The 23593-nt window shown below is 54.4% G+C and carries 22 protein-coding genes; 16 read left to right on the plus strand and 6 right to left on the minus strand.

Going from position 1 to position 23593, the window contains the following annotated elements:
- Nucleotides 1–282 precede the first annotated feature (282 nt).
- The 4 genes from CHH67_RS02100 (at nucleotide 283) to CHH67_RS02115 (ending at nucleotide 5543) form a co-directional block, all read left to right on the plus strand.
- The gene (locus CHH67_RS02100; RefSeq protein ID WP_095263326.1) at nucleotides 283–2073 is read left to right on the plus strand and encodes a DAK2 domain-containing protein; all 1791 of its coding nucleotides are present in this window, start codon (nucleotides 283–285) and stop codon (nucleotides 2071–2073) included.
- A 42-nt stretch (nucleotides 2074–2115) separates the two neighbouring features.
- Nucleotides 2116–2976 (plus strand): DegV family protein, encoded by an 861-nt coding sequence (locus tag CHH67_RS02105; RefSeq protein WP_095263327.1) that lies wholly within the window; start codon nucleotides 2116–2118, stop codon nucleotides 2974–2976.
- A gap of 14 nt (nucleotides 2977–2990) precedes the next feature.
- Entirely contained in the window at nucleotides 2991–5042 is a 2052-nt protein-coding gene (gene recG / locus CHH67_RS02110; RefSeq protein WP_095263328.1) for an ATP-dependent DNA helicase RecG, read from the plus strand.
- A gap of 213 nt (nucleotides 5043–5255) precedes the next feature.
- Nucleotides 5256–5543, plus strand: coding sequence for a stage VI sporulation protein F (locus CHH67_RS02115; RefSeq protein WP_095263329.1), 288 nt, complete (start codon nucleotides 5256–5258; stop codon nucleotides 5541–5543).
- 131 nt (nucleotides 5544–5674) lie between these two features.
- On the opposite strand, the gene CHH67_RS02120 is transcribed toward CHH67_RS02115, so the two are convergent.
- Nucleotides 5675–6379 carry an SOS response-associated peptidase gene (locus CHH67_RS02120; protein WP_095263330.1) on the minus strand — a complete coding sequence of 235 codons (705 nt, stop codon included), beginning with the start codon at nucleotides 6377–6379 and terminating at the stop codon, nucleotides 5675–5677.
- Nucleotides 6380–6503: 124 nt separating this feature from the next.
- On the opposite strand from CHH67_RS02120, the gene CHH67_RS02125 reads away from it, so the two are divergent.
- Entirely contained in the window at nucleotides 6504–7805 is a 1302-nt protein-coding gene (locus tag CHH67_RS02125; RefSeq protein WP_095263331.1) for an NCS2 family permease, read from the plus strand.
- 158 nt (nucleotides 7806–7963) lie between these two features.
- On the opposite strand, the gene CHH67_RS26085 is transcribed toward CHH67_RS02125, so the two are convergent.
- A complete protein-coding gene (locus CHH67_RS26085; RefSeq protein ID WP_095397531.1) occupies nucleotides 7964–8143 on the minus strand; it encodes a hypothetical protein in 180 nt (59 codons plus the stop codon).
- Nucleotides 8144–8378: 235 nt separating this feature from the next.
- Here CHH67_RS26085 and CHH67_RS02130 point away from each other — a divergent pair, with 235 nt between their 5' ends.
- The 3 genes from CHH67_RS02130 to CHH67_RS02140 are packed head-to-tail and all read left to right on the plus strand — an operon-like array spanning nucleotide 8379 to nucleotide 10371.
- The gene (locus CHH67_RS02130; protein WP_095263332.1) at nucleotides 8379–8762 is read left to right on the plus strand and encodes a YhjD family protein; all 384 of its coding nucleotides are present in this window, start codon (nucleotides 8379–8381) and stop codon (nucleotides 8760–8762) included.
- On the plus strand, nucleotides 8759–10030 hold the full coding sequence (locus tag CHH67_RS02135) for a DNA polymerase IV (protein ID WP_244908057.1): 1272 nt from the start codon (nucleotides 8759–8761) through the stop codon (nucleotides 10028–10030). Before CHH67_RS02130 ends, CHH67_RS02135 begins: the two co-directional genes overlap by 4 nt.
- The gene (locus CHH67_RS02140; RefSeq protein ID WP_095263333.1) at nucleotides 10027–10371 is read left to right on the plus strand and encodes a YolD-like family protein; all 345 of its coding nucleotides are present in this window, start codon (nucleotides 10027–10029) and stop codon (nucleotides 10369–10371) included. Before CHH67_RS02135 ends, CHH67_RS02140 begins: the two co-directional genes overlap by 4 nt.
- Nucleotides 10372–10469: 98 nt before the next feature.
- Here the strand turns inward: CHH67_RS02140 and cyoE are convergent, their stop codons facing one another.
- Nucleotides 10470–11393 carry a heme o synthase gene (gene cyoE / locus CHH67_RS02145; protein WP_095263334.1) on the minus strand — a complete coding sequence of 308 codons (924 nt, stop codon included), beginning with the start codon at nucleotides 11391–11393 and terminating at the stop codon, nucleotides 10470–10472.
- Nucleotides 11394–11674: 281 nt separating this feature from the next.
- Here cyoE and CHH67_RS02150 point away from each other — a divergent pair, with 281 nt between their 5' ends.
- Both CHH67_RS02150 and CHH67_RS02155 read left to right on the plus strand, forming a co-directional pair.
- Nucleotides 11675–12757, plus strand: coding sequence for a Gfo/Idh/MocA family protein (locus tag CHH67_RS02150; RefSeq protein WP_095263346.1), 1083 nt, complete (start codon nucleotides 11675–11677; stop codon nucleotides 12755–12757).
- 166 nt (nucleotides 12758–12923) lie between these two features.
- On the plus strand, nucleotides 12924–13904 hold the full coding sequence (locus CHH67_RS02155) for an arsenic resistance protein (protein WP_095263335.1): 981 nt from the start codon (nucleotides 12924–12926) through the stop codon (nucleotides 13902–13904).
- A 242-nt stretch (nucleotides 13905–14146) separates the two neighbouring features.
- On the opposite strand, the gene CHH67_RS02160 is transcribed toward CHH67_RS02155, so the two are convergent.
- The 3 genes from CHH67_RS02160 to CHH67_RS02170 form a co-directional block, all read right to left on the minus strand.
- Nucleotides 14147–15541, minus strand: coding sequence for an ABC transporter substrate-binding protein (locus tag CHH67_RS02160; protein WP_095263336.1), 1395 nt, complete (start codon nucleotides 15539–15541; stop codon nucleotides 14147–14149).
- A 144-nt stretch (nucleotides 15542–15685) separates the two neighbouring features.
- Nucleotides 15686–16510 carry a carbohydrate ABC transporter permease gene (locus CHH67_RS02165; RefSeq protein WP_095263337.1) on the minus strand — a complete coding sequence of 275 codons (825 nt, stop codon included), beginning with the start codon at nucleotides 16508–16510 and terminating at the stop codon, nucleotides 15686–15688.
- Nucleotides 16507–17481 carry a carbohydrate ABC transporter permease gene (locus CHH67_RS02170; RefSeq protein ID WP_095263338.1) on the minus strand — a complete coding sequence of 325 codons (975 nt, stop codon included), beginning with the start codon at nucleotides 17479–17481 and terminating at the stop codon, nucleotides 16507–16509. The genes CHH67_RS02165 and CHH67_RS02170 overlap by 4 nt, the downstream gene beginning before the upstream one ends.
- 202 nt (nucleotides 17482–17683) lie before the next feature.
- On the opposite strand from CHH67_RS02170, the gene CHH67_RS02175 reads away from it, so the two are divergent.
- The 6 genes from CHH67_RS02175 to rbsB are packed head-to-tail and all read left to right on the plus strand — an operon-like array spanning nucleotide 17684 to nucleotide 23345.
- A complete protein-coding gene (locus CHH67_RS02175; protein ID WP_095263339.1) occupies nucleotides 17684–18664 on the plus strand; it encodes a LacI family DNA-binding transcriptional regulator in 981 nt (326 codons plus the stop codon).
- Between the two features lie 2 nt (nucleotides 18665–18666).
- On the plus strand, nucleotides 18667–19545 hold the full coding sequence (rbsK, locus tag CHH67_RS02180; RefSeq protein ID WP_095263340.1) for a ribokinase: 879 nt from the start codon (nucleotides 18667–18669) through the stop codon (nucleotides 19543–19545).
- Nucleotide 19546: 1 nt separating this feature from the next.
- Nucleotides 19547–19945, plus strand: coding sequence for a D-ribose pyranase (gene rbsD, locus CHH67_RS02185; protein ID WP_095263341.1), 399 nt, complete (start codon nucleotides 19547–19549; stop codon nucleotides 19943–19945).
- 15 nt (nucleotides 19946–19960) lie between these two features.
- Nucleotides 19961–21442, plus strand: a complete 1482-nt coding sequence (locus tag CHH67_RS02190) for a sugar ABC transporter ATP-binding protein (RefSeq protein WP_095263342.1) — start codon at nucleotides 19961–19963, stop codon at nucleotides 21440–21442.
- Nucleotide 21443: 1 nt separating this feature from the next.
- Nucleotides 21444–22412, plus strand: a complete 969-nt coding sequence (gene rbsC / locus CHH67_RS02195; RefSeq protein WP_095263343.1) for a ribose ABC transporter permease RbsC — start codon at nucleotides 21444–21446, stop codon at nucleotides 22410–22412.
- A gap of 15 nt (nucleotides 22413–22427) precedes the next feature.
- Nucleotides 22428–23345, plus strand: a complete 918-nt coding sequence (gene rbsB / locus CHH67_RS02200) for a ribose ABC transporter substrate-binding protein RbsB (protein WP_095263344.1) — start codon at nucleotides 22428–22430, stop codon at nucleotides 23343–23345.
- The last annotated feature ends 248 nt before the right edge of the window (nucleotides 23346–23593 follow it).

Raw genomic sequence — 23593 nt, forward strand, 5'->3', positions numbered from 1 at the left:
CCTAAAAACATTTATTTCTCTTACTTCTTATAGTACAATGTTGTTTAGTCCATAATATTTCGAATGACGGAAAGTTATGGATCATCGGCATGTTTGGGCGGGGCCCGGTTCATGTCGAACGAAGGGACGAGATTTCAGCCCATCATGTCCGTGATCCTAGGTCATTGACTTAGGTATATTATAGAGTGTCTATATATGGCTTGGGCATTTCGTTTCGGCTGGTGAGCTTTGAAATAGAATGTGATTGATGTTAGGGTATCAAGTCAGGAAGGGGAATTCTCATTGAGTAAGCGTTCTTTAAATGGAACAGAATTTACCGCGATGGTTCTAGCCGGAGCGGAGCGGCTTCAGCAGCATGCGGAGCACGTTAATTCCTTGAATGTGTTTCCAGTGCCGGACGGTGACACAGGAACCAACATGAATTTGACGATGACTGCCGGTGTGACTGAATTGAAGAACAAATATTCGGAGTCGGTAGGACATAGCGCTGGTGTGCTGTCCAAGGGGCTGCTTATGGGCGCGCGCGGCAACTCGGGTGTTATTCTATCCCAGTTGTTCCGGGGCTTTAGCCGATATGCGGCACCGCATGCGGAGCTGACGCCTCAGCAGTTTGCAGCCGCGCTTCAGACCGGCGTGGAGGCGGCATACAAAGCGGTCGTTAAGCCGGTTGAAGGTACGATTTTGACGGTCGCCAAGGAAGCGGCCAAGCATGGTGTATACTATTCCCGCCGAACGGCAGACATTGTGGAACTGATGGAGCAGGTGCTGGCGAAAGCGAAGGAAACGCTGGCCCAGACACCGGACATGCTGCCGGTACTCAAGCAGGTGGGCGTTGTCGATTCGGGCGGACAGGGGCTCGTTTACATCTACGAAGGTTTCCTGGCTGCTTTAAGAGAAGAGACGACGGCTGGTCCGGTAGGTGTGGCGTCGGTTGATACGGCACAAGCAGTGTCCCGTTCCGCCGAACCGGTACAGCAGACAAGCCCGTTTGCAGCGGCAGAGATCCCGCTTCCAACCTCGGCGCAGTCCAGGCTTGCAACTGAAGATATCGAATTTCTGTATGATATGGAATTCTTTATCAATCGCCAGCTTGGCGGGGGACAAGACGCAGATTTCGATGAAGATAATTTCCGGAAAGCGCTTGCAGTGAATGGGGATTCCATTATTGTCATTGCGGATGACGAGACGATCAAGGTTCATGTTCATTCCAAAGCGCCGGGGGAAGTGCTGAACCTGGCCCTGCAATATGGCGAGATTACCCAAATTCATATTCTGAATATGCGCGAGCAGCATCGCGAGCTGCTCACGACGGGGATGGATATCGCCCCGATGCCGGAGCTGTTTGCCGATATTCCGGCAGAAGCCCGCACGCCTGAAGCTCCGGCGGTTCCGCCGGCAGACGAGATAGCGCCATTTGGATTCATCGCGGTATCGTCAGGTGACGGCATCTCCGAGATTTTCAAAAGCCTCGGCATCGATGTCGTTCTGGCAGGCGGTCAAACGATGAACCCGAGCACGGAAGATTTCGTGAACGCGGTGTCTTCGATTTCAGCGCAGCATGTTTACATTCTTCCGAACAACTCCAACATCGTGCTCGCGGCTCAGCAGGCCAGAGAGCTGCTTGAGGATGAGCGCAGCGTAACGGTCATTCCAAGCAAGACGATTCCGCAGGGAATTGCGGCTGCCTTCGCCTTCCAGGAAGACGAGAGTGCTGATGTGAACACGGAGAACATGCTGGATGCGATTGCGCGGGTGCAGTCAGGCCAGGTGACCTATGCCGTACGCGACACAACCATCGACGATTTGGAGATCAAGGCCGGCCAGTTTATTGGCATTCGGAACTCCAACATTGTAGCGGCAGCGGAGGATCTGCTGTCAGCGAGCAAACAGCTGCTTGGCAAGATGATGGAATCCGGCGATGAAATCGTGACGCTGCTTACAGGGGAAGATGCTTCCGAGGAAGATACCCAGGCGCTCACGGGCTGGTTAGGGGAACAATATCCGGACGCTGAAGTGGAAGTGCACTATGGAGGTCAGCCGATCTATTCGTACCTGTTCTCTGTGGAGTCTTAACCGAATCATTCAATTTGATTGTATGGATTAGGAGGGGTTACGGTGAATAAAACCGTGATTGTAACAGACAGCACCGCAGATATTCCGGCAGACCTGGTGAAGCAATATAACATTCATATTGTGCCGTTAAAAGTGATGTTCGGCGAGTATTCATATTTGGATGGCGTAGATATATCGGCCGGGGAGTTCTATAAGCGGCTTGTGGAATCTCCGCAGCTTCCAACGACTTCCCAGCCGTCTCCTGCTGATTTTGTGCAGGCTTACGAGTCAATTTTCAAGCAATATCCGGAATGCTCCATTCTGTCGATTCATATTTCGTCAGGGCTGAGCGGCACCTATCAATCGGCTAAGCTGGCCACCTCGCTATTAGAGGAGAAAGCGGACCAGATTACGGTATGGGATTCCAAATCGGCTTCCTACGGATTCGGGCTGTTTGCAGCCCATGCAGCCAAGCTGGCAGCCGACGGCAAGCCAGTCGAGGAGATTATAACCGCGATTGAGGAGCTGCGCAGCAAGCGCCGCCTCTACTTCCTGGTTGATACGCTGGAGTATCTCCAGAAGGGCGGACGAATTGGCAAAGCCTCGGCTGTTCTGGGAACGCTGCTGAATATTAAACCGATCCTGTCTATCGATGAGGAAGGCATTATTTTCTCGGTGGAAAAGGTTCGCGGCCGCAAAAAGGCGACAGCTCGCATGGTGGAGCTGTTCCAGCAAGATCTGACAGGTGTGACGAAGGTTCATGTCGCGGTAGGCCATACGGCCGATCGGGGGCTGGTGGAGGATTTCCTGCAGCAGCTGTCCGCAGTGTTTACGGTGGAGGATGTGGTGTACTCCGACATCGGGCCGGTTATCGGCACCCATGTCGGGCCGGGCACGATCGCGGCTTATATATGGCCTGCTTAAGTGAGGTAGATGTTATGAGTTTGGAACTCGATCAAATATCCGTCAGACAGATCAACGGCGTGAGCGCCCTCAAGGAAGGGGAGCTTCACGCCTTTGGCGTCTCTACGGTCAAGGATTTACTCGAATATTATCCGTTTCGTTATGAGGATTATCGGCTTCGCTCCCTGAGCGAGGTGAAGGACGGGGACAAAATTACGATTCAAGCCAAAATCGCCGGCGTACCGGTGCTCCAGCGCTACGGACGCAAGTCTCGTTTAACCTGCAAGATGCTGGCGGAGAGCTGGATGTTTACGGCAACCTGGTTCAACCGTCACTTCTTGAAGGATCAGCTTGCTGCGGGCCGGGAAATTGTGCTGACAGGCAAATGGGATCAGCGCAGAATGCAGCTTACCGTTTCGGAATCGGAGTTCCCGGACAAGGGCGCGTTCCGCAGCGGAACGGTGCAGCCGGTCTATTCGGTCGGAGGCAAGATTACCCAGGCCTGGATGCGGAAGACGATGACCCAGGCGCTGCAGCAGTATGGGGATATGATTCCTGAAATTTTGCCGAAGACGCTGCTGCAAAAATATGATTTTATGCCCCGGAAACAGGCGATTCGCACGATTCATCAGCCGGTGGATACGCGAGAAGGCCAGGAAGGGCGCAGGCGGATGGTGTATGAGGAGCTGTTTCTGTTTCAGCTCAAAATGCAGGCATTCCGCGCCCTGAACCGGAAGCGTATGGACGGCGTGGTCCATACGGCGGACAATGCCACGATCCGGGAGTTTGTTCGGAGCCTGCCGTTTGAGCTGACCGATGCACAGAAGAAGGTGGAGCTGGAGATTTTGCACGATATGCGCTCACCCTACTGCATGAACCGGCTGCTCCAGGGTGATGTCGGCTCCGGCAAAACGGTCGTGGCTGCGATTGCGCTGTTCACGACGGTGCGCTCGGGCTTTCAGGGGGCGCTGATGGTGCCGACAGAGATTTTGGCCGAGCAGCACACACGCTCGCTCCAGAAGCTGTTCGAGCCCTTCGGGATTACGGTAGGGCTTCTGACGGGAAGCGTCAACGGGAGAAAGCGCAAGGACCTGCTCGCTTCGCTGCAGATGGGCTTGACGGATGTTGTTGTCGGCACGCATGCGCTGATCCAGGAGGATGTGTATTTCCGCCAGCTCGGCCTGGTTGTCACCGACGAGCAGCACCGCTTCGGCGTCAACCAGCGCAGCATATTGCGCCGCAAGGGGTATAACCCGGATGTGCTCACGATGACGGCAACGCCGATTCCGCGCACGCTGGCTATTACCGCTTTTGGCGATATGGATGTGTCTACCTTGTCGGAGCGGCCGAAGGGACGGATTCCGATCACGACCTACTGGGTCAAGCATGAGATGATGGAGCGCGTGCTCGGCTTTATTGCACGAGAGGTGGATCAGGGGCGCCAGGCGTACCTCATTACACCGCTGATTGAAGAATCGGACAAGCTGGATGTTCAAAATGCGATTGACCTGCATGTTCAGATGCAGCAGGCGTTTCCGAAATACCGGGTCGGGCTGCTGCACGGCCGGATGACCCCGGGCGAGAAGGATGAAGTGATGCGGCAGTTCTACAGCAATGAGGTGCAGCTGCTCATTTCCACCACCGTCATTGAGGTAGGTGTTGATGTGCCGAACGCTACGCTGATGGTGATTATGGATGCGGACCGGTTTGGCCTCTCCCAGCTGCACCAGCTTCGGGGCCGGGTTGGCCGGGGCGAGCATGCCTCCTACTGCATCCTGGTAGCGGATCCGAAATCGGAGGTAGGCCAGGAGCGGATGCAGGTTATGACGGAGACCGATGATGGCTTTGAAGTATCGCGGCGTGATCTGGAGCTTCGGGGACCCGGGGATTTCTTCGGCACGAAGCAGAGCGGGCTGCCGGAGTTCAGGCTGGCGGATATGACCGCCGATTTCAAGATCGTCGAGGAATCTCGCGATGATGCCGCAGCGCTGGTGAGCGACAGCGCCTTCTGGACATCGCCCGAGTATGCGCCGTTGCGGAATTACTTGCAGCAGGAGAACATTTTTCAAGGCGATATTATGGATTAGCTCCCGATTGGTGTAAACGATCGAGCGGTGTAAGCGATGGAGTCTGGCTGAAGTTCAGGCTACCCGCGTTTACAGGGTCGCTCGGATTGGCGCTCATCTAACAGCGCAAGGCCCGTTTCGCCCGGACAAGTGACCGAATCTATTAGCACAATGGACAGGCTTTCGTCATATACTCAAAAAGCGACAGCAATTATAACGGGAGGTGCCTGAATATTGAGCTATCAGCAGTACGGCATTAGTCCTCAGCTGGTGGAGCGGATCAAGCTGAAAATGAAAAACCCGGCGGTCAAGGAGAGAATTAAAGGGCTGACTCAACATTTGACGAAATCCGATCTCCAGAACAGTTTAAAGGTGCAGCAGCTGGTGCGGACAGCCAGCGGCATTCTGAATGAAAGGCTTACGGCAACGCAGGAGCAGCAAATCGTTCAGTTCGTGCTTGCTCAGCGGATTGATCCGAAGAATACGTTCCATTTGATCAAGCTGTGGGGCATGTTCCGTTAGAACGATCGAACATCTCATCGCTGGAATTGAAGAAGCCCCTGCGGGAGGGTCTCCTCCACAGCCGGGGCTTCTGCCGTGACGAGATCAGCGAGACGGCGCGGTGTAGACAGAGCTGAGTGTTCGGTGATCGCTCAAGCATCGGCGATCGACTGGATGCATGCTTCGGTATCGTTTCTGACCGAATTGACGGCTGTGCTGACCGGCTCGGCTTGCATCTCGCTGGCGGGATACGGCCGCAGCAGCTCCCGAAGCGCTTGGAGCATGGCCTGCGCATCGCCGGCTGCGGAGGCGTCCTCACGGCGCAGCCACAGCGCTTCATCTTCCTTCCGCAGAATGACCGGCATCCGGTTGTGAATGGGCGCCATCAGCGCATTCGGCTCGGTTGTAATGACGGTGCAGGTGCTGCGCTTCTGACCGTCCGGCGTCACCCATGTATCGTACAGTCCGGCCATGCTGAAGATGCCGCCGTCCCGAAGACGAATGCGGAAGGGCTGCTTGCCATGTTCGTTTTTTTGCCATTCGTAAAATCCGTCGGCAGGGATGAGGCATCTTTTACGATAAAAGGGTATCTTATAAGCAGGCTTGTTCTCAAGCGTCTCGCTGCGAGCGTTGATCATTTTGCCGGCCATGGACGCGTCCTTGGCCCAGGAAGGGACAAGCCCCCACTGCAGCTGCCCGATCCGGCGGCGTGTACCGTCATGAATGATGGCGGTCACCTGCTGGCTGGGCGCAATGTTATAACGGGGTATATGGAACGGGGACACCGAATCCGGGTCAATCAAGTAGCGCATGAGCAGCTCTTCCCAGGTCACGGTCAATGTATAGCGTCCGCACATCGTTTCTATGGCCTCCTTGGATCGATATCATCGTTTGTGTTAGAGTATACCATGCATGAGTCTGCATGCCCAAGAGGGGTGCAGCGGTTACAGCAACAAGCATTAGAAATGGAGGATATGGTTTGTGTTTGATTTAAAAGCAAGCGGCACCTCGGCCAAGACTGAAGTGGTAGCCGGTACGACGACTTTTTTTACAATGGCTTATATTATGGTGGTGAATCCGCTCATTCTGTCTGAAGCGGGGGTTCCGTTTGAACAGAGCTTCACGGCTACGATTATTGCGACTGTTATCGGGACGCTGCTGATGGGGCTCGTGGCGCGGTATCCGATTGCGGTTGCGCCCGGGATGGGGCTGAATGCGTATTTTACATACTCGGTTGTCCAGGGCCATAACGGGCTTGGATACGTCGAGGCCTTCTCGGCGGTGTTCGTGGCGGGGATTCTGTTCCTGCTGCTCTCGATGACCACGCTTCGGCGCAGGTTGATCGAGATGATCCCCGGAAATCTGAAGCATGCGATTACGGTCGGGATCGGGCTGTTCATCGCCTTTATCGGCCTGCGAATGAGCGGCGTCATTACGGCCCATCCGGACAATCTGGTTGCTCTTGGCAATCTCCATGAGCCGACCGTTGTACTGGCACTGGCAGGTTTGACGGTGACGCTTGTGCTGCTGGCCCGGGATGTGAAGGGGGCGCTGTTCATCGGCATGATTATTACGGGGATCATCGCTTATTTTGCGAACATGCTGTCGTTTACGGGCGGAGTTGTGTCGCTCCCGACACTGCCTGAGGGGATTCTGGTATGGAATCCGGTCACTTCGATTGCTGACGTGATCTCCCACGGCTTGTATGCCGTCGTCTTCTCTTTCCTGCTCGTGACGCTGTTTGATACGACAGGGACGGTTGTCGGCGTGGCTGAACAGGCCGGGCTGATGAAGGATAATAAGCTGCCGCGCGCCGAGCGGGCGATGTTCTCGGACTCAGTGGCTACGGTGGCTGGCTCGATGGTCGGCACCAGTCCGACCACCGCTTATATTGAATCGGCAGCCGGTGTCGGCGCAGGCGGCCGGACAGGCCTCACAGCGGTCGTGGTGGCGCTGCTGTTCATGGTGGCGGCATTCTTCAGCCCACTCATCGGTGCGGTTGCTGGATTGTCGGCTATTACGGCGCCATCGCTGATCGTGGTTGGCTGCCTGATGCTGAGCAATGTCCGCCATATCGAATGGAAGGACTTTGATGAGGCGTTCCCGGCTTTTCTCGTCATTCTGACGATGCCGCTCACCTCCAGCATCGCGACAGGCATTGCGCTCGGCTTCATTTCCTACCCGCTGATGAAAATCGTGAAGGGCAAAGGAAAGGCCGTGCATCCGCTGATGTATATTTTTGCAGTGCTGTTTGTACTTCAGCTCGTTTTTGTTCCGCATTGATTCATCTGTGCGGTTGGTGTTATGGAAAAATCCCCTGGCAGTCCGCATTTCGCGGATGACCCTGCCGGGGGATTTTTTTGTGGATGCATGCATTGGTTAGCGAGGTCGAGATCCGCTTCCACATACCAGCGGTATAGGCTGTGCGTGCTTATGTTTGTTTATCGCTTCTGCTGCAGCAGCGTTTCGATTTTCTGATCAAGCTCCTTCAATTGACGATCATAATGGCGGTAGGTTATGTACCCGATCACAGCTTTGACAGCAAAAAAGAGTACAGCTGCGACAGCGATCAAAAGATAATTGTGGCTTGCGGAATGCAGCCATTGCTCAACTCCATGCATAGGGGGACATTTCCTCCTTCGGTTTCAATCACGAATTTTGGTTGCAGCTTCGCAGTATGCCGCCTGATAAGATCGATAACTATATCCTGTTCCAATCCGGTTATTCTTATGAATCTGGCGCGTATTTCATCGGTCCTCCAGAGCGATCAGTCAATAGGATTATATTTACATTGATAATAAAACGTATGTTCGCATATAATACAAACAAACGTTCTCATTATGAGGTGGGATTGTTATGTTGAGTATAGGTCTCAAACCGGAAGAAACGAGACTGGTGAAGGATTATGCTGTATTGCCGTTATTGCTCGACGTGCTGGAGAATGACGGGGAAACGCTGTGCCGATGCGATGCCAGAACGCCGGAGCTGACCCGGATGATGATCGATCAATTGCAGCTTGCGGCGATGGCGGATCTGACGAAGGCGCGCCGGAAGATGCGGGAAAGCGATCTGAAGGTTTACGACAACCGAAGGTCAAGCCTTGGGATTGAGGTTGATTTTGTATGCCGGGGCTATCATCACAAGCTGTCCATGCTGTGGGGGCTGATCGAGGCGGAGATTGAGCAGAGGGCGTATGCTTACCTCGGGCTTAAGCCGGAAGACAAGGGGTGTCTGATGTGAAGGCATCGAAACGGGTGATCATGCTGGCCGATTGCCAGTCTTTCTATGCAAGCGTGGAGAAGGCGGAGCATCCGGAATATCAAGACCGGCCGCTGGTCGTTGCTGGCGATCCGGAGCGACGCTCGGGCATTGTCCTTGCAGCGTGTCCGAAGGCCAAGGAGAAGGGGGTAAAAACGGCAGAAAGGCTAGGGGAGGCCATGGCGAAGTGTCCGGAGCTGGTTGTCATCAAACCCCGGATGCAGCGGTACATTGACGTCTCCATGAAGATTACGGATATCTACAAGTCCTTCACCGATTTGGTGGAGCCTTACAGCATTGACGAGCAATTTCTCGATGTGACCGGCAGCTTGCATCTGTACGGCTGTACACCGGAGGAACTGGCCCGCATGATTCAGAATTACGTCCAGGAAGCGACAGGGGTGTACACCCGCTTCGGCATTGCCGACTCGAAGATTCTGGCGAAGATGGCCTGTGACAACTATGGCAAAAAATCGCCGTCAGGGATCTATACCTTGTCCAAAGATCATCTGGACGGGACGCTGTGGAAGCTGCCGGTCAGCGACATGTTTATGGCCGGCAGCCGGATGACCCGGCATTTCATGGCGATGGGGCTGCCTACGATCGGCAGTGTGGCGAGGACGCCTCTGGCCAAGCTGAAGCAGATGATGCGCCGGAAGTTTGGCAGGAACTCGGATATTCAGGCTGAGCTCTACTGGCGAATCGCCAACGGCATCGATGACAGCCCCGTGCGTCCGGGGACGCATCAGGTGGATCCGAAGTCGGTGGGGCATATGATGACGCTGCCCCGCGATTACGGCAGGCTGGAAGAGATCAAGGTGGTGCTCTTGGAACTGACGGAGCTGGTATGCCAGCGGTGCCGCGGGCTTGGATTCATGGGGCATGTCGTTTCCGTCCACTGCACGGGTGCCGATTTCGACCGGCCTTCGGGTTTCTCAAGACAGATGAAGATGGATGATCCTTCCAACGTCACCAATCAGGTGTACCGCTGGGCGTGCAGGCTGCTGGAGAAGCATTGGGACGGCCTGCCGGTCCGGCAGGTGGGCATCAGCCTGTCGCAGCTGACCCCGGACCAAGAGTATCAATTATCGCTGTTTGATATGGACCGGGAGAAATGGATGGCGCTTGAGCGCACGACCGATGCGCTGAAACGGAAATACGGGGATGCCATCATTATTCGGGCTGTTTCTATGACAGAGGCAGGCCAGGCACTGGATCGCTCAACGAAGATAGGAGGTCACTACAGATGACAACACGAAAAAAACTGGAAGGCAACGGGCTGTGGGAATCGAGCCGGATGATGCTGCCGGAGCATAAGGAGTCCATTATTCGCCGTCAGCTGGAAGAGGGGAGAAAGGTTAAGCCGACGCTGGACGCACAGGAGATGGAGCTGATTGAACATGCGCTGGCGGAATCTTTTTACGATCACCGGACGATTACGCTGCGGCTGTACGATGAATACGAAGAGGTGGAGCGGACCGGCGTGGTTACGATCGTCCTGACCCACCGGCGGGAGATCAAGCTGACGACTGGACCCGGGGAGTGGGAATGGATCAGGATTGACGATATCCTGTCGGCCGGCGTTTCCTGATACAGGAGCGTTGCCGGTATTGCGCCGATTCGTCGCCTGTTTGTCATGCATGATCTGCAAAACAGGGCTGCCCGCAAAGGACAGCCCTGTTGAAAGAGTTATAAAATTTGAGCGACAACGGAAAAGATAATAACGACCAGAAACAGCAGCGTGAGGTGATTGAGGGAGAAGATGAACATCTTCTTCGCCCACGAGGCCGGATCTGTCTCGCGGTAGCTCGCCAGGCTAAGGATGAGCCAGCCCAGGCTCATCAGCACGGCCAGCGCTGCAATATACGGGTTCAGCGACCAGAACAGGAGGCTGGACAGTACGAGCAGCACAAGATAGACGTTGGTGCGGTGATACGTTCTGCGGATTCCTCTGATGACCGGATACATCGGAACGCCGGCAGCCTTGTATTCATCCAGTCTGCGGATGGCGATGGCATAGAAATGGGGCATCTGCCACAGCAGCATCATGATGACGATCGCCCATATTTCCATGCGGAGCATGTCGCTGGATATCGCGGCCCAGCCGATCAGAGGCGGCACGGCGCCGGAGATGCTTCCGACTTCGGTGTTGTACACCGTCGTCCGCTTCGTCCACATCGTGTAAGGCACCACGTAGAAGAACAGTCCGAGAAATCCGAACAGGGCCGCCAGCGGTGAAGCGGCGTACAGGACGATGAAGCCTGACAGGCTCATCAGAATCCCGATGGTCAGTCCAATCGGCGTGTCCACCTGTCCGGTGACGGTCGGCCGGTTCTTGGTGCGTTCCATAATTGCGTCGATATCCCGGTCATATAGGTTGTTAAACGCGCCTGCCGAACCGATCACAAGGGACGATCCGAGCAAAGCCAGGCATATCTTCGTTATATTGTCCATGAACGAGGTGTCAAACACGTACAGTGCCATACACAGCCCCGCAAACATGGCAATGAGGTTGGACTTGATAATTCCGGTTTTAATGGTATCAAAAAAAACTTTGGTCAGAGAGTTGTATCCTACGGCATGATTCGGTTCCTGATTATTGATAGTATTCATGACCCACTCACTTCTATATTTTTTTACTATCATCTTACCATGAAGAAGCTAAAAATTAATCCTCTATTAAGGAAAATTACGAATACTGTCGAAAAGAGACGGTGAAACCTGCCAAAACAAGAGCAGGCTGGATCAGGCGGATGTCGTAATTTTATACACATCATGTCGCATTGTTATACTAAAAAAAGCTGCAAAATATGATACCTTAGAGATGGCTGTCAGGATATTACATACTTATCATGCCGGAACAGAAATTTGAGAAAGTGAAGGTGACGATCAACATGGGCAAAGTATATCGTGTAGGGATCATCGGATGTGGTGGAATCGCGAACGGCAAGCATCTGCCAAGCTTGAGCAAGCTGAACAATGTAGAACTGGTAGCGTTCTGTGACATCGTTCAGGAGCGGGCCGAGCAGGCGGCCGGGAAGTACGGAATCGAGGGAGCTCAGGTAACCACAGATTACAAGGAGCTGCTGAAGGATAATACAATTGACATTATTCATGTGTTGACTCCGAACGATTCTCACGCGGAGATTTCCATTGCTTCGCTTGAGGCGGGCAAGCATGTAATGTGTGAAAAGCCGATGGCCAAAACAGCCGCTGACGCGAAGCGGATGATGGAAACGGCGAAACGGACAGGCAAGAAACTGACGATTGGCTACAACAACCGTTTCCGGAACGACAGCCAGTATCTCAAGGAGCTGTGTGATGCCGGAGAGCTTGGACATATTTATTTTGCAAAAGCCCATGCCGTGCGGAGAAGAGCCGTACCAACCTGGGGTGTGTTCCTGGACGAGGAGAAGCAAGGCGGAGGTCCGCTGATTGATATCGGTACTCACGCGCTTGATCTGACCCTCTGGATGATGGACAACTATAAGCCGAAGGTTGTGCTTGGTTCGACCTATCATGAGCTGGCCAAACGCGAGAACGCGGCTAACGCTTGGGGACCATGGGATCCTAAGAAGTTTACCGTTGAGGATTCCGCTTTCGGGATGATCGTGATGGAGAATGGCGCAACCATTATGCTGGAATCCAGCTGGGCGCTCAATACGCTCGAAGTGGATGAAGCGAAGTGCACGCTGAGCGGCACCGAGGGCGGAGCAGACATGAAGAACGGTCTGCGGATCAACGGAGAGAAATTCAGCCGTCTGTACACCAAGGACATCGAGCTTAGCTCTGGCGGCGTTGCTTTCTATGAGGGCGGTAAAGAAGAAGCTCCGGACGTGGAAATGAGAAAATGGATTGAAGCGATCGAGAACGATACCGATCCGGTAGTTACGCCGGAACAGGCTTTTGTCGTTTCGCAAATTTTGGAAGCTCTTTATGAGTCTGCACGTACCGGAAAGGCCGTGTACTTCGACTAAGTCGCTTCGCATGAACACGCTGTGCCCGTGGACGGCTGCAGCTCCAGTTGCTATAATGGGGTTACGGTTGGACCTAAGATGGATGTTGCGTGCGGAAGATCGCTATGTTCCGGCACTGAGACGATCGGGTCTACAGATACGAGCCGACGTGTGCGGAGGAATGGCGATGAGTACGATGGATAAGCTACAAACACTGATTATTATAGCGGCGGTTGGGATTGGTTTAGCGATTGGCCAAATCCCGACCGCTCTTTATTATGCCGAGATGATCATTCTGCCGTCGCTGCTGCTGATGATGTACGGCCTGTTTCTGACAATTCCGCTCAGGCAGCTGCGGCAGGCTTTCGCGAACCTCCGATTTCTGTCGGCCAGCGCGGTCATTAATTATATGTGGACCCCGCTGCTGGCATGGGGGCTTGGCGCCATCTTTCTGTCAGAGCATCCGGCCCTGTGGATCGGGTTTATGATGCTGATGGTGACCCCGTGTACAGACTGGTACTTGGTGTTCACTTCGATTGCCAGAGGCAATGTGCCTCTGTCGGCTTCGATTCTGCCGATGAATTTGATGCTGCAGCTTCTGCTGCTTCCGGTATATCTGCTGGTATTCTCCGGAACAGTGGGCACATTCGACCTGAGCTCGCTGGCGGAAAGTGTGCTGCTCGTTCTGGCGCTGCCGTTCGGGCTTGCCTTGCTCACGCGCGCGCTGCTTCGCAGAAGACCGGCCTGGCTGGAGCGGGGCATAACCCCGTTTTTTGCTAAAGCCCAGCTGTGGTTTCTGTCGCTGGCCATTGCGGCCATGTTTGCGTCGCAGGGTGCGCAGCTGTTTGCCCATATGGAGACGGTGTACATTTTGCTGGTGCCGGTGCTGCTGTTTTTTGCCGTCAATTACATCGTTGGCGGACTTGCCAGCAGGCTGCTCGGGTTCTCCTACGAGGACTCGGCCAGCTTGCGCCTGACGATCCTTGCCCGCAATTCGCCGGTGGCGTTGGCCATTGCCGTCACGGCATTTCCGGACGAGCCGCTGGTGGCGCTGGCGCTCGTTGTAGGGCCGCTTATTGAGCTGCCGGTGCTGGCGCTCATTACCCAGCTGCTGCTGTCAGGCACGAGAAGGCGCCCCGTATCAGGGAGATCATCCATAGATAGATAGCCTCGAAGAAGCCGTAAGGCATGGAGTACAATCTGCAAGTGGGAGATGCTGCTCGGAAGCGACGCTCCGGCAAGAAGACGGGAGGCTACCGGGAAGAGGAGCGAAGACAAGGGAAGAAGGTGGCGGCTTGGATAACGGCGGCCGGAGTTTGGGGTCGAAACAAAACACCCCTTGAAGGTACAGCCGCAGATCGTCGTAGAATCCGCAGCTGCACCTCAAGGGGCATATCCTGCACCAAGCGATTACTTCACTGTTTTGTTGTAAATCTCGATTTTGGAGGTGATCTCCTGAGCTGCCTTGTCCAGCGCCTCCTGAGGGGTCTTCTGACCGTTTAATACTTCCTCGATCGCAGTCTCCGTAAGCTGACGCGCCTCAGGGAATACGCCCATAACCGCCCCTTGAGTAGCCAGGTTCTCTTCAGTCTGATGCAGCTGGTCAACGGCTGTCTGGAATTGCGGATACTTCGCCAGATTTTCCTTCACGATAGGCTCATCATAGGCCTTGGTAGTTACCGGGAAGTAACCGGTGTTCACATGCCAGTAGGCTTGGGTCGTTGGGTCAGCCAAAAACTTCATGAATTCCCAAGCGGCCTTCTGCTCTTCTTCAGGCTTGTTGTTCATCAGCCACAGGCTTGCCCCGCCGATGATCACGCCGCCCTTGCCGCCATCGGATGGTCGTGGCAGGAAGCCTGTCCCTACCTCGAATTTGCCTTCGGCCGCATTGACAATACCGCGCAGGGATGCCGTTGAGTCGAGCATCATGGCAATCTGCCCAGCTGCAAAAGCCTTCTTGGTATCATCCGTTTTCCGGCCCAGATTCAGCAGCACCTTGTCGTCGAGCATTTGCTTCCACCATTCCAGTGTTTTCACACCGGCAGGGCTGTTGAGCTGGGAAGCGGTGGCCAGATCATTCCGTCCGTTGCCGTTGTTCAGCAGCTCCGCACCTTGATTGGAGAAGAACTGCTCCATGAACCATCCGTAGATGGCAAAGGAAGCGCCGGTCTGATCGCCTGTTGTCAGCGCCTTGGCTGCTTCGGCTACCTCTTCGTAGGTTTGCGGCGGATTTTCCGGGTCCAGCCCGGCCGCTTTGAATGCATCCTTGTTATAATACAGAATCGGATTGGACGAGTTGAACGGCATCGAATGAAGCTTGTTGTCAAAGGTATAATAGCTCTTGATGTTAGGTTCGAGAGCAGAGATATCATACTGTTCTGCATCCATAAAGTCCTGCACCGGACGAATCGCCTTCGTATCCATCATGAAACGGCTGCCGATTTCGTAAACCTGAATCATCGTCGGACCGCTGTTGGAGCCGAGGGATGCTTTCAGCTTGTTCAGGCTTTCATCATAGGTTCCTTGAAACACGCCTTCAACCTGAATGTCCGAGCGGGACGAGTTAAATTCAGCAATCAGCTGGTCAACGGCTGTTCCGAGTTCACCACTCATGGAATGCCACCATACGACTTTGATAGGTTCTTGCGTTTGCTCGTTGTTACTTGCAGACGCGGGTGAAGCGCTGCTCGGAGTTTGTCCGGAATCGCTTCCGCTGGCAGTTGTGCCTGCGCCGCAGGCGGCTGTGAACATCATCATGCAGCTCAGAAGAAGCAGGCTGAAGGATTTTTTGCCAAAACGTTTCATGATCGGTTAATCTCTCCCTTATGAAAATTCATTTATCAGAAATTGCACCGGGCCTGGGCTCTGGGAGCCTGTCCGCAGCACAAGGCTGATTTTCGTTTGCACAACGACAAACTATAGCTGTACGGTAATTGAAGCGGGCGGAGCCTAGCCTTTCAGCGCCCCGGCAGTAATCCCTCGCACAAGCGGCTTGAGGCCAAGCGCGAGCAGGAGCAGGGAAGGCAAGAGCATCAGCAGCACGCCGGACAAGATCAGATTCCAGGAGTTCATCTCCTCGAATTGCAGCATCCCGATGCCGATCTGGACGGTGCGCATTTCCTCCCGGTTCGTGGTCAACAGCGGCCATAAATACATGTTCCAGTTATTCAAAAAAGAATACACCCCCAGCGTTGCAAGCCCCGGCACGGACAAAGGCAGCACCATGCTGAGGAACGTCCGGACATGCCCGCAGCCGTCCACCCGGGCGGCCTCGAACAGCTCCTTCGGCAATGACAGAAAGGTCTGCCTGAGCAGGAAGGTGCCGAAGGCGGTGGCCAGAAACGGGACGATCAGACCTTGGTAGGAATCCAGCCAATTGAGGCTTCTGATCGTCAGATAGTTCGGAATCATAATGACTTCCCACGGAACCATCATCGTGGCAAGGAACAGGCTGAACAGCAGCGTTTTCCCGGGAAATCGAAGAAAGGCGAACGCATAGGCGGCCAGCGCGGAGGTGAGGACTTGTCCAATCATGATGGCACAGGAGACGATGGCGCTGTTGGCGATAAACCGGAGCACCGGAATCGTCTCGATAACCTTGAGGAAGTTGGCCAAATTGATTGTCTCCGGAAGCAGCGGCGGCGGGTACACGGCCGATTCCGCTTCGGTCATCAAAGAGGTGGACAGCGTGTACAGGAGCGGAAAAGCTACGGCCAGCGCTCCGACAAGGAGAAGCAGGTAGATGAAGCTTTTGGGCAGAAGTCGCAAACTCATTGATAGTGCACTCTCCGTTCCACGAATTTAAACTGCAGGAGGGTCAGCGTCAGAATGATGACAAACAGGATCAAGGCCTGGGCGCTTCCGATGCCGAACCGGAAGTTGATGAAGGCGTCCTGATAGATGTTGTACACGATGACGTTGGTGCTGTTCATCGGCCCGCCTTTTGTCAAAATATTGATTTGGCCGAATGCTTGGAAGGCACCAATGATGGATACAACCAGCGTAAAGAACAGCGTCGGCGAAATGAGCGGCATCGTGATCCGGAAGAACGTCCGAAGCGGACCGGACCCGTCGATGCGCGCACTGTCGTAGATATCCTCTGACACGCCCTGGATGCCGCTGAGCATCAGGATGTAATTGAAGCCCAGATTCATCCACACGGTCATGATGGCAATCGATATCATCGCCCACTTCGGGTCGGTCAGCCACTGCACAGGGCCGAGGCCGGCCAGTGACAGCATATAGTTCAGCATGCCGAGTGTCGGATGGTACAGAATCATCCAGATCATCGAGCCTGTCCCAACCGAAACGGCCATCGGGAGCGAGAAGATGAACCGGAATATCTTCATGCCTGTCAGCTTGTTGTGCGTTAGAGCGGCAAAAAACAGCGCGGCCGCAATGCCGGTTGGAACGGTCAGCAGCATGAACATCAGGGTGTTGCCAAAGCTTTTATAGAACATGTCCGAGCTTAAAATATCCTTGAAATTGCCAAAGCCGACAAATTCGGCTACGCGGCCCTGCGGATCCGTAAGAAACAGGCTGAGATATACGGATTTGAGCAAGGGGTAGAACAGAAACGCGCCGAACAGCAGCAGCGAGGGGGCCAAGCAGGCGTATGCCAGCGTGATTTCCCTGCGACGGATTTTGCGAATGGAGGTGCGCTTGCGCTCGCGCGCGGATTCCATCTCATTAGCCGGAGGCGTGATGGGCGTGCTCGGTGGAGACAGCGTGAATTCTTTTTCCATGTCTTTGATTGACCTCACTTTCCACACTTGGCCTTTCAGCTATTGAGTATAGGGAATATATGTAAAAATAAGTTGGGATTTATGTTAGAAGAAAGTAATATATTTACAAAATTCGATATGCGAATAAAACGCTTGCAAAAAATAGAAGGGTATGATATGTTATACCTGTAACCGGTTACACACATCAAAGAGGTGATGGCTGATGGCAACAATTAAGGATGTAGCGGGCCGGGCTGGAGTATCTGTCGCTACCGTCTCCCGAGTGCTGAATGGAAACGGCTATGTGCATGAGGATACCCGGCAGAAGGTGGAAGAGGCGATTCGCGCCTTGAACTATACACCGAATGAGGTGGCTCGTTCTTTATACAAGAAGAAGTCGAAGCTGGTGGGGCTCTTGCTGCCCGATATTACGAACCCTTACTTTCCGCAGCTGGCGCGCGGCGTCGAGGACCGGATGCAGGAGAACGACTATCGGCTGATCTTTGGCAACAGCGATGAGAACCGGGAGAAGGAGATGGACTACATCCAGACCTTCATTCAGAATCACGTAGTGGGCATCATATCCTCCACGAATGATCCCGGTGCGGAGATGTACGCCGAGCTGCGCATTCCGATTGTGTTCCTTGACCGGACGACGAGCGACCGTCCATCCGTGTATGCGGATGGCAGAGAAGGCGGGAGACTGGCTGCGCGGGAGATCATCAAGCGCGGCAGCAAGCGGATCACGATCATCCAGGGACCGGCTCATGTCGGACCGGCGATGGACCGGTACGAGGGTGCGGTGGAGGTCGTGCGAGAGCGGGGTCTTTCATATGATGTGCTGAAGACGACATCCTTTTCATTTACCGAAGCGGAGGGCTGGGCCCAAGACTTGTTCCGGCTATACCCGGATACCGACGGGGTGATCGCCAGTAACGATATCGTGGCTTCGGCGGTGCTGCAGGAAGCGTTTCGGTTAGGGAAAAGGGTGCCGGAGGACGTCCAGATTATCGGATTTGACGACATTCCGCTCAGCAGACTGCTTGCTCCATCCCTGTCCACGATTCACCAGCCGGCCTATGAGATGGGGCGCGAGGCTGCGGAGCTGTTGATACAGCTCATGGAAGGACAGCATATCGAACGAAAAAGCAAACAATATCCCGTTCAATTCATCGAACGACAGACAACGAGAAAGGTGGACTAATCATGGCAAAAATAACGGTAGTTGGAAGCTCTTCGATGGACCTGGTGGTGACCTCGTCCAAACGCCCTGGCGCTGGCGAAACGGTGCTCGGCGACAGCTTCAAGACGGTTCCGGGAGGCAAGGGCGCCAACCAGGCGGTCGCTTGCGCAAGGCTGGGAGCCGAAGTGTCGATGATCGGCTGTGTGGGCGATGATCACTTCGGGCAGGCCATTTTGCAAAATTTCAGAGACAACGGTGTTTCTGTAAAGCATGTGGAACCGGTTACAGGTATGGAGAGCGGAACGGCGCATATCGTGCTGGCTGAAGGAGACAACAGCATCGTCGTTGTTAAAGCCGCCAACGATTGCGTGACGCCTGCTTATATCGAGAAGACCGAGGATGTGATCAAGCAGTCGGATATGGTGCTGGTCCAGCATGAAATACCGGAGGAGTCGGTAGCTTATGTAAGTGCGTTGTGCGCGAAGCATGGCGTTCCGCTCATTCTGAATCCGGCGCCAGCGCGTCCGGTGCCAGAGGCAGTTCTTGAGCAGGCAGCCTATATTACGCCGAATGAGCATGAAGCGTCGATTCTGTTCGGCGGCGCGCCGCTCGAAGAGTCGCTTCGCCGTTATCCGAACAAACTGCTCATAACCGAGGGCAAGCGGGGCGTGCGCTATTATGACGGGACGAAGGAAGTGGTCATCCCGGGCTATGAGGTCGAAGTGGTGGATACGACGGGAGCTGGAGATACCTTTAACGGCGCTTTGGCGGTCGCGCTGGCCGAGGGCAAGAGTCTGGCAGACAGTCTGAAATTCGCCAACCGGGCAGCATCCTTGTCAGTCACCAAATTTGGCGCCCAGGGCGGCATGCCGACGCGGAGCCTCGTAGAGGAGAGTCTGTAACATGAAGAAGCAGGGCATACTGAACAGCCACATTGCCAAAGTGCTGGCCGATCTCGGTCATACCGACACGATTGTGGTCGGGGACGTCGGCCTCCCGGTTCCGCCGGGGGTCCTCAAGATTGATCTGGCCATCAAGCATGGCCAGCCGAGCTTCCGCGATGTGGTGGATGCCATCGCCGAAGATATGGTGGTGGAGAAGGTGATCGTTGCCGAGGAAATCCATGCAGCCAATGCGGAGACGCTTCAATATATTCATAACAGGTTCCAGCATTGCGATATCGATGCTTGCCCGCATGAAGAGCTCAAGCAGCAGATGGCCACTGCGAAGGCGGTCATCCGGACAGGGGAAGCGAAACCGTACGCGAACTGCATTTTGCAGGCAGGTGTCCATTTCGGCTAAAGAGGAGGAACAACCATGAACATCGTGATGAAAAACATTCATAAAGCTTTTGGCGCGAACCGTGTGCTGACCGGTGTGGATTTCGACCTCCGCGAAGGAGAGGTGCACGCGCTCATGGGCGAGAACGGCGCAGGCAAATCGACGCTGATGAACATTCTGACCGGCCTGCACCGTCTGGATGAAGGGACGATTGTGATCGACGGGAAGGAAACCTATTTCGGAAGCCCGAAGGAGGCGGAGGAGAAGGGCGTGGCCTTTATCCACCAGGAGCTTAACATCTGGCCGGAAATGACCGTCTTGGAAAATCTGTTCATCGGCAAGGAAATGACGTCGCGCTTCGGCTTTTTGAACACAAAACAGATGAAAGCGCTCGCGAAGGCACAGTTTGAGCAGTTGTCTGTGTCGGTACCGCTGACACAGGAGGCGGGGGAGTGTTCCGTTGGACAGCAGCAGATGATTGAAATTGCCAAGGCGCTGATGACGGATGCCAAGGTGATCATCATGGACGAGCCGACGGCGGCCTTGACTGAGCGGGAAATTCAGAAGCTGTTCGAAGTGATCGACGCACTGAGAAAGCAGGGCGTGTCGATCGTATATATCTCGCACCGGATGGAGGAGATCTTTGCGATCTGTGACCGGATTACGGTGATGCGGGACGGGAAGACCGTCGATACTCAAGCGATTGCCGATACGAGCTTTGACGAGGTTGTCCGCAAGATGGTTGGCCGCGAGTTGACCGAGCGTTATCCTGCGCGCAGCCCTTCGCCGGGCGAGGTGGTGCTTGAAGTGAAGAACCTGTCGGCCAAGGGACGGTTTGACAATGTCAGCTTTGCCGTCCGCGCCGGGGAAATTGTCGGTGTATCCGGTCTGATGGGGGCAGGGCGAACGGAAATCATGCGCGCAATCTTCGGGCTTGACCCGCTGGACAGCGGCGAGATTTATATGAGAGGCAAGAAGGTGGCGATCCGCAAGCCGACAGACGCCGTCAAGCATGGCATCGGGTTTATCACGGAGGACCGGAAGGACGAGGGTCTGGTGCTGGACTTCTCGGTTCGGGAGAATATGGCGCTGACGAATCTGTTCAGCTTCTCGCATAACGGGTTTATTTCCAGCAAAAAGGAACGGGATTTCGTCAATACCCTGGTCCAGCGGCTGCAGATCAAAACGCATACGACCGAAACGGCAGCCCGCAATCTGTCGGGGGGCAATCAGCAGAAGGTGGTCATTGCCAAATGGATCGGCATCGGACCGAGCCTGCTTATCCTCGATGAGCCGACCCGGGGTGTGGATATCGGAGCGAAGCGGGAAATTTACCAGCTGATGAACGAGCTCACTGAGCGCGGGGTGGCCATCATTATGGTCTCTTCGGAGCTGCCGGAGGTGCTTGGCATGAGCGACCGGATTCTGGTTGTGCACGAGGGCAAAATTACTGGAGAAGTGGACCGTTCGAATGCAACACAGGAGTTTATTATGACTCTAGCTACAGGAGGGCATTAACATGACGAGTATCAATGAAGCGAAAATGGAAAAAGGGTTCAAGGTCTCCGGCTTGACGCAAAAGCTTGGTCCGCTGCTCGGGCTGGTGCTGCTAATTGTCATCGTTTCGATCCTTAATCCGAGCTTTCTGGAACCGCTTAACATTCTGAACCTGCTGCGCCAGGTATCGATTAACGCCTTGATTGCGTTTGGCATGACCTTTGTTATTCTGACAGGCGGGATCGACCTGTCCGTCGGCTCGATCTTGGCCCTGTCCAGTGCGTTCGTGGCTAACATGATGCTGGCCGGCTTTGATCCGATTCTTGCGATCATTATCGGCTGTTTGCTCGGGGGCGTCATGGGGATGGTCAACGGTCTTATGATCACGAAGGGCAAGATGGCCCCGTTCATTGCAACTTTGGCAACGATGACGATCTTTCGGGGATTGACGCTGGTATACACAAACGGAAATCCGATCACAGGCCTTGGCGACAGCATGGCTTTCCAGCTGTTCGGGCGCGGTTATCTGTTTGGCATTCCGGTGCCTGCCATTACGATGATGATTACGTTTGCGATTCTATGGGTCATTTTGCATAAAACATCCTTCGGCCGCAAAACCTACGCGATTGGCGGCAATGAGAAGGCATCGCTTGTATCCGGCATTAAAGTGTCGCGTGTCAAAATTATGATCTATTCTTTGGCGGGCATGCTGTCCGCGCTTGCAGGCGCTATTCTGACCTCGCGTCTGAATTCCGCGCAGCCGACGGCGGGCACTTCTTACGAGCTTGATGCCATCGCGGCGGTCGTTCTGGGAGGAACGAGCCTGACTGGCGGCCGCGGACGGATTGTCGGCACATTAATCGGTGTGCTTATTATCGGAACGCTAAATAACGGACTCAATTTGCTGGGTGTCAATTCCTTCTATCAAATGGTGGTCAAAGGTGTCGTGATCGCGATTGCCGTGTTGATCGACCGGAAGAAATCGGCCTAAGGAGGAGAATCAACGATGAAAAAAACAACATTGTTCCTGGTATCGCTTCTGCTCATCTTCATGACCGGCTGCTCCCTGGAGCCGCCGGAATGGGCAAAGCCGACCCGATCTGGAGACATTAAGGATATGAAAATCGGACTTTCCATCTCCACGCTGAACAACCCGTTCTTCGTATCGCTGAAGGACGGCGTGGTAGCTGAGGCAGCCAACCTGGGGATGGATGTGGTCGTGGTGGACGCGCAAAATGATTCCGCCAAACAAAGCAATGACGTCGACGACCTGATCCAACAAGGGGTAGACGTGCTGTTGATTAACCCTACCGACTCCTCGGCGATTTCCACAGTGGTACAGACTGCGAACAGTCTGGGCATTCCGGTTATTACGCTGGACCGTTCGGCTGAGCAGGGCGAGGTTGAAGCGCTGGTGGCCTCCGATAACGTGAAGGGCGGCCAGATGGCGGCGGAATATATTGTAGAGCAGCTTGGCGAAGGCGCTAAAGTGATTGAACTTGAGGGGGTGCCGGGTGCATCGGCAACCCGTGAGCGCGGTCAGGGCTTCCACGATGTGGCGGATGTGCAGCTGAATGTTGTTGCGAAGCAGGCAGCTGATTTTGACCGGACCAAAGGGCTGAACGTCATGGAGAACCTGCTGCAGGGCAACCCGGACGTGCAGGCAGTGTTCGCACATAATGATGAGATGGCCCTGGGTGCGATCGAAGCGATCCAAAGCTCCGGCAAGGACATTATGGTCATCGGCTTTGACGGCAATGATGATGCCCTGAAATCGATTGAGGCGGGCAGATTGACCGCAACGGTGGCCCAGCAGCCGGATCTGATCGGTCAGCTGGCCGTTCAGGCGGCGAGCGATGTGCTGCAGGGCAACGAGGTAGAGCAGAACATTCCGGCTCCGCTGAAGCTGGTTGTGAAGGAGTAATCTGCGAAAAGACAATATTTTGACCATTAGAGATGGATAGGAGTATCTATAGAACAGCGGCGTCCCCAAGGCAGCAGGTCTTGGCGGGGCTGCTGTTTTTGTTTTGTAAACAAAAATGAGATAGAGACTATCGGATCATATTTTAATAGGGATTTTATACCAATATATTGTAATATGTGATAAAATGACTACAAATTCTCTTGCATAATTCTATTTGTTTTCGAAGGGTGGATGTGAGAGAAGTCGTG

The sequence above is a fragment of the Paenibacillus campinasensis genome (genome assembly GCF_002272015.1).
Taxonomy (GTDB): domain Bacteria; phylum Bacillota; class Bacilli; order Paenibacillales; family Paenibacillaceae; genus Paenibacillus_AQ; species Paenibacillus_AQ campinasensis.

Coding starts and splice junctions, on each gene's coding strand:
- CHH67_RS02160 (WP_095263336.1), bottom strand. CDS start 15,541: ATGAAACGTTTTGGCAAAAAATCCTTCAGCCTGCTTCTTCTGAGCTGC.
- CHH67_RS26085 (WP_095397531.1), bottom strand. CDS start 8,143: ATGCATGGAGTTGAGCAATGGCTGCATTCCGCAAGCCACAATTATCTT.
- CHH67_RS02130 (WP_095263332.1), top strand. CDS start 8,379: ATGTTGAGTATAGGTCTCAAACCGGAAGAAACGAGACTGGTGAAGGAT.
- CHH67_RS02170 (WP_095263338.1), bottom strand. CDS start 17,481: ATGGAAAAAGAATTCACGCTGTCTCCACCGAGCACGCCCATCACGCCT.
- CHH67_RS02155 (WP_095263335.1), top strand. CDS start 12,924: ATGAGTACGATGGATAAGCTACAAACACTGATTATTATAGCGGCGGTT.
- CHH67_RS02165 (WP_095263337.1), bottom strand. CDS start 16,510: ATGAGTTTGCGACTTCTGCCCAAAAGCTTCATCTACCTGCTTCTCCTT.
- rbsB (WP_095263344.1), top strand. CDS start 22,428: ATGAAAAAAACAACATTGTTCCTGGTATCGCTTCTGCTCATCTTCATG.
- rbsC (WP_095263343.1), top strand. CDS start 21,444: ATGACGAGTATCAATGAAGCGAAAATGGAAAAAGGGTTCAAGGTCTCC.
- CHH67_RS02190 (WP_095263342.1), top strand. CDS start 19,961: ATGAACATCGTGATGAAAAACATTCATAAAGCTTTTGGCGCGAACCGT.
- CHH67_RS02120 (WP_095263330.1), bottom strand. CDS start 6,379: ATGTGCGGACGCTATACATTGACCGTGACCTGGGAAGAGCTGCTCATG.
- CHH67_RS02150 (WP_095263346.1), top strand. CDS start 11,675: ATGGGCAAAGTATATCGTGTAGGGATCATCGGATGTGGTGGAATCGCG.
- CHH67_RS02175 (WP_095263339.1), top strand. CDS start 17,684: ATGGCAACAATTAAGGATGTAGCGGGCCGGGCTGGAGTATCTGTCGCT.
- cyoE (WP_095263334.1), bottom strand. CDS start 11,393: ATGAATACTATCAATAATCAGGAACCGAATCATGCCGTAGGATACAAC.
- recG (WP_095263328.1), top strand. CDS start 2,991: ATGAGTTTGGAACTCGATCAAATATCCGTCAGACAGATCAACGGCGTG.
- rbsD (WP_095263341.1), top strand. CDS start 19,547: ATGAAGAAGCAGGGCATACTGAACAGCCACATTGCCAAAGTGCTGGCC.
- rbsK (WP_095263340.1), top strand. CDS start 18,667: ATGGCAAAAATAACGGTAGTTGGAAGCTCTTCGATGGACCTGGTGGTG.
- CHH67_RS02140 (WP_095263333.1), top strand. CDS start 10,027: ATGACAACACGAAAAAAACTGGAAGGCAACGGGCTGTGGGAATCGAGC.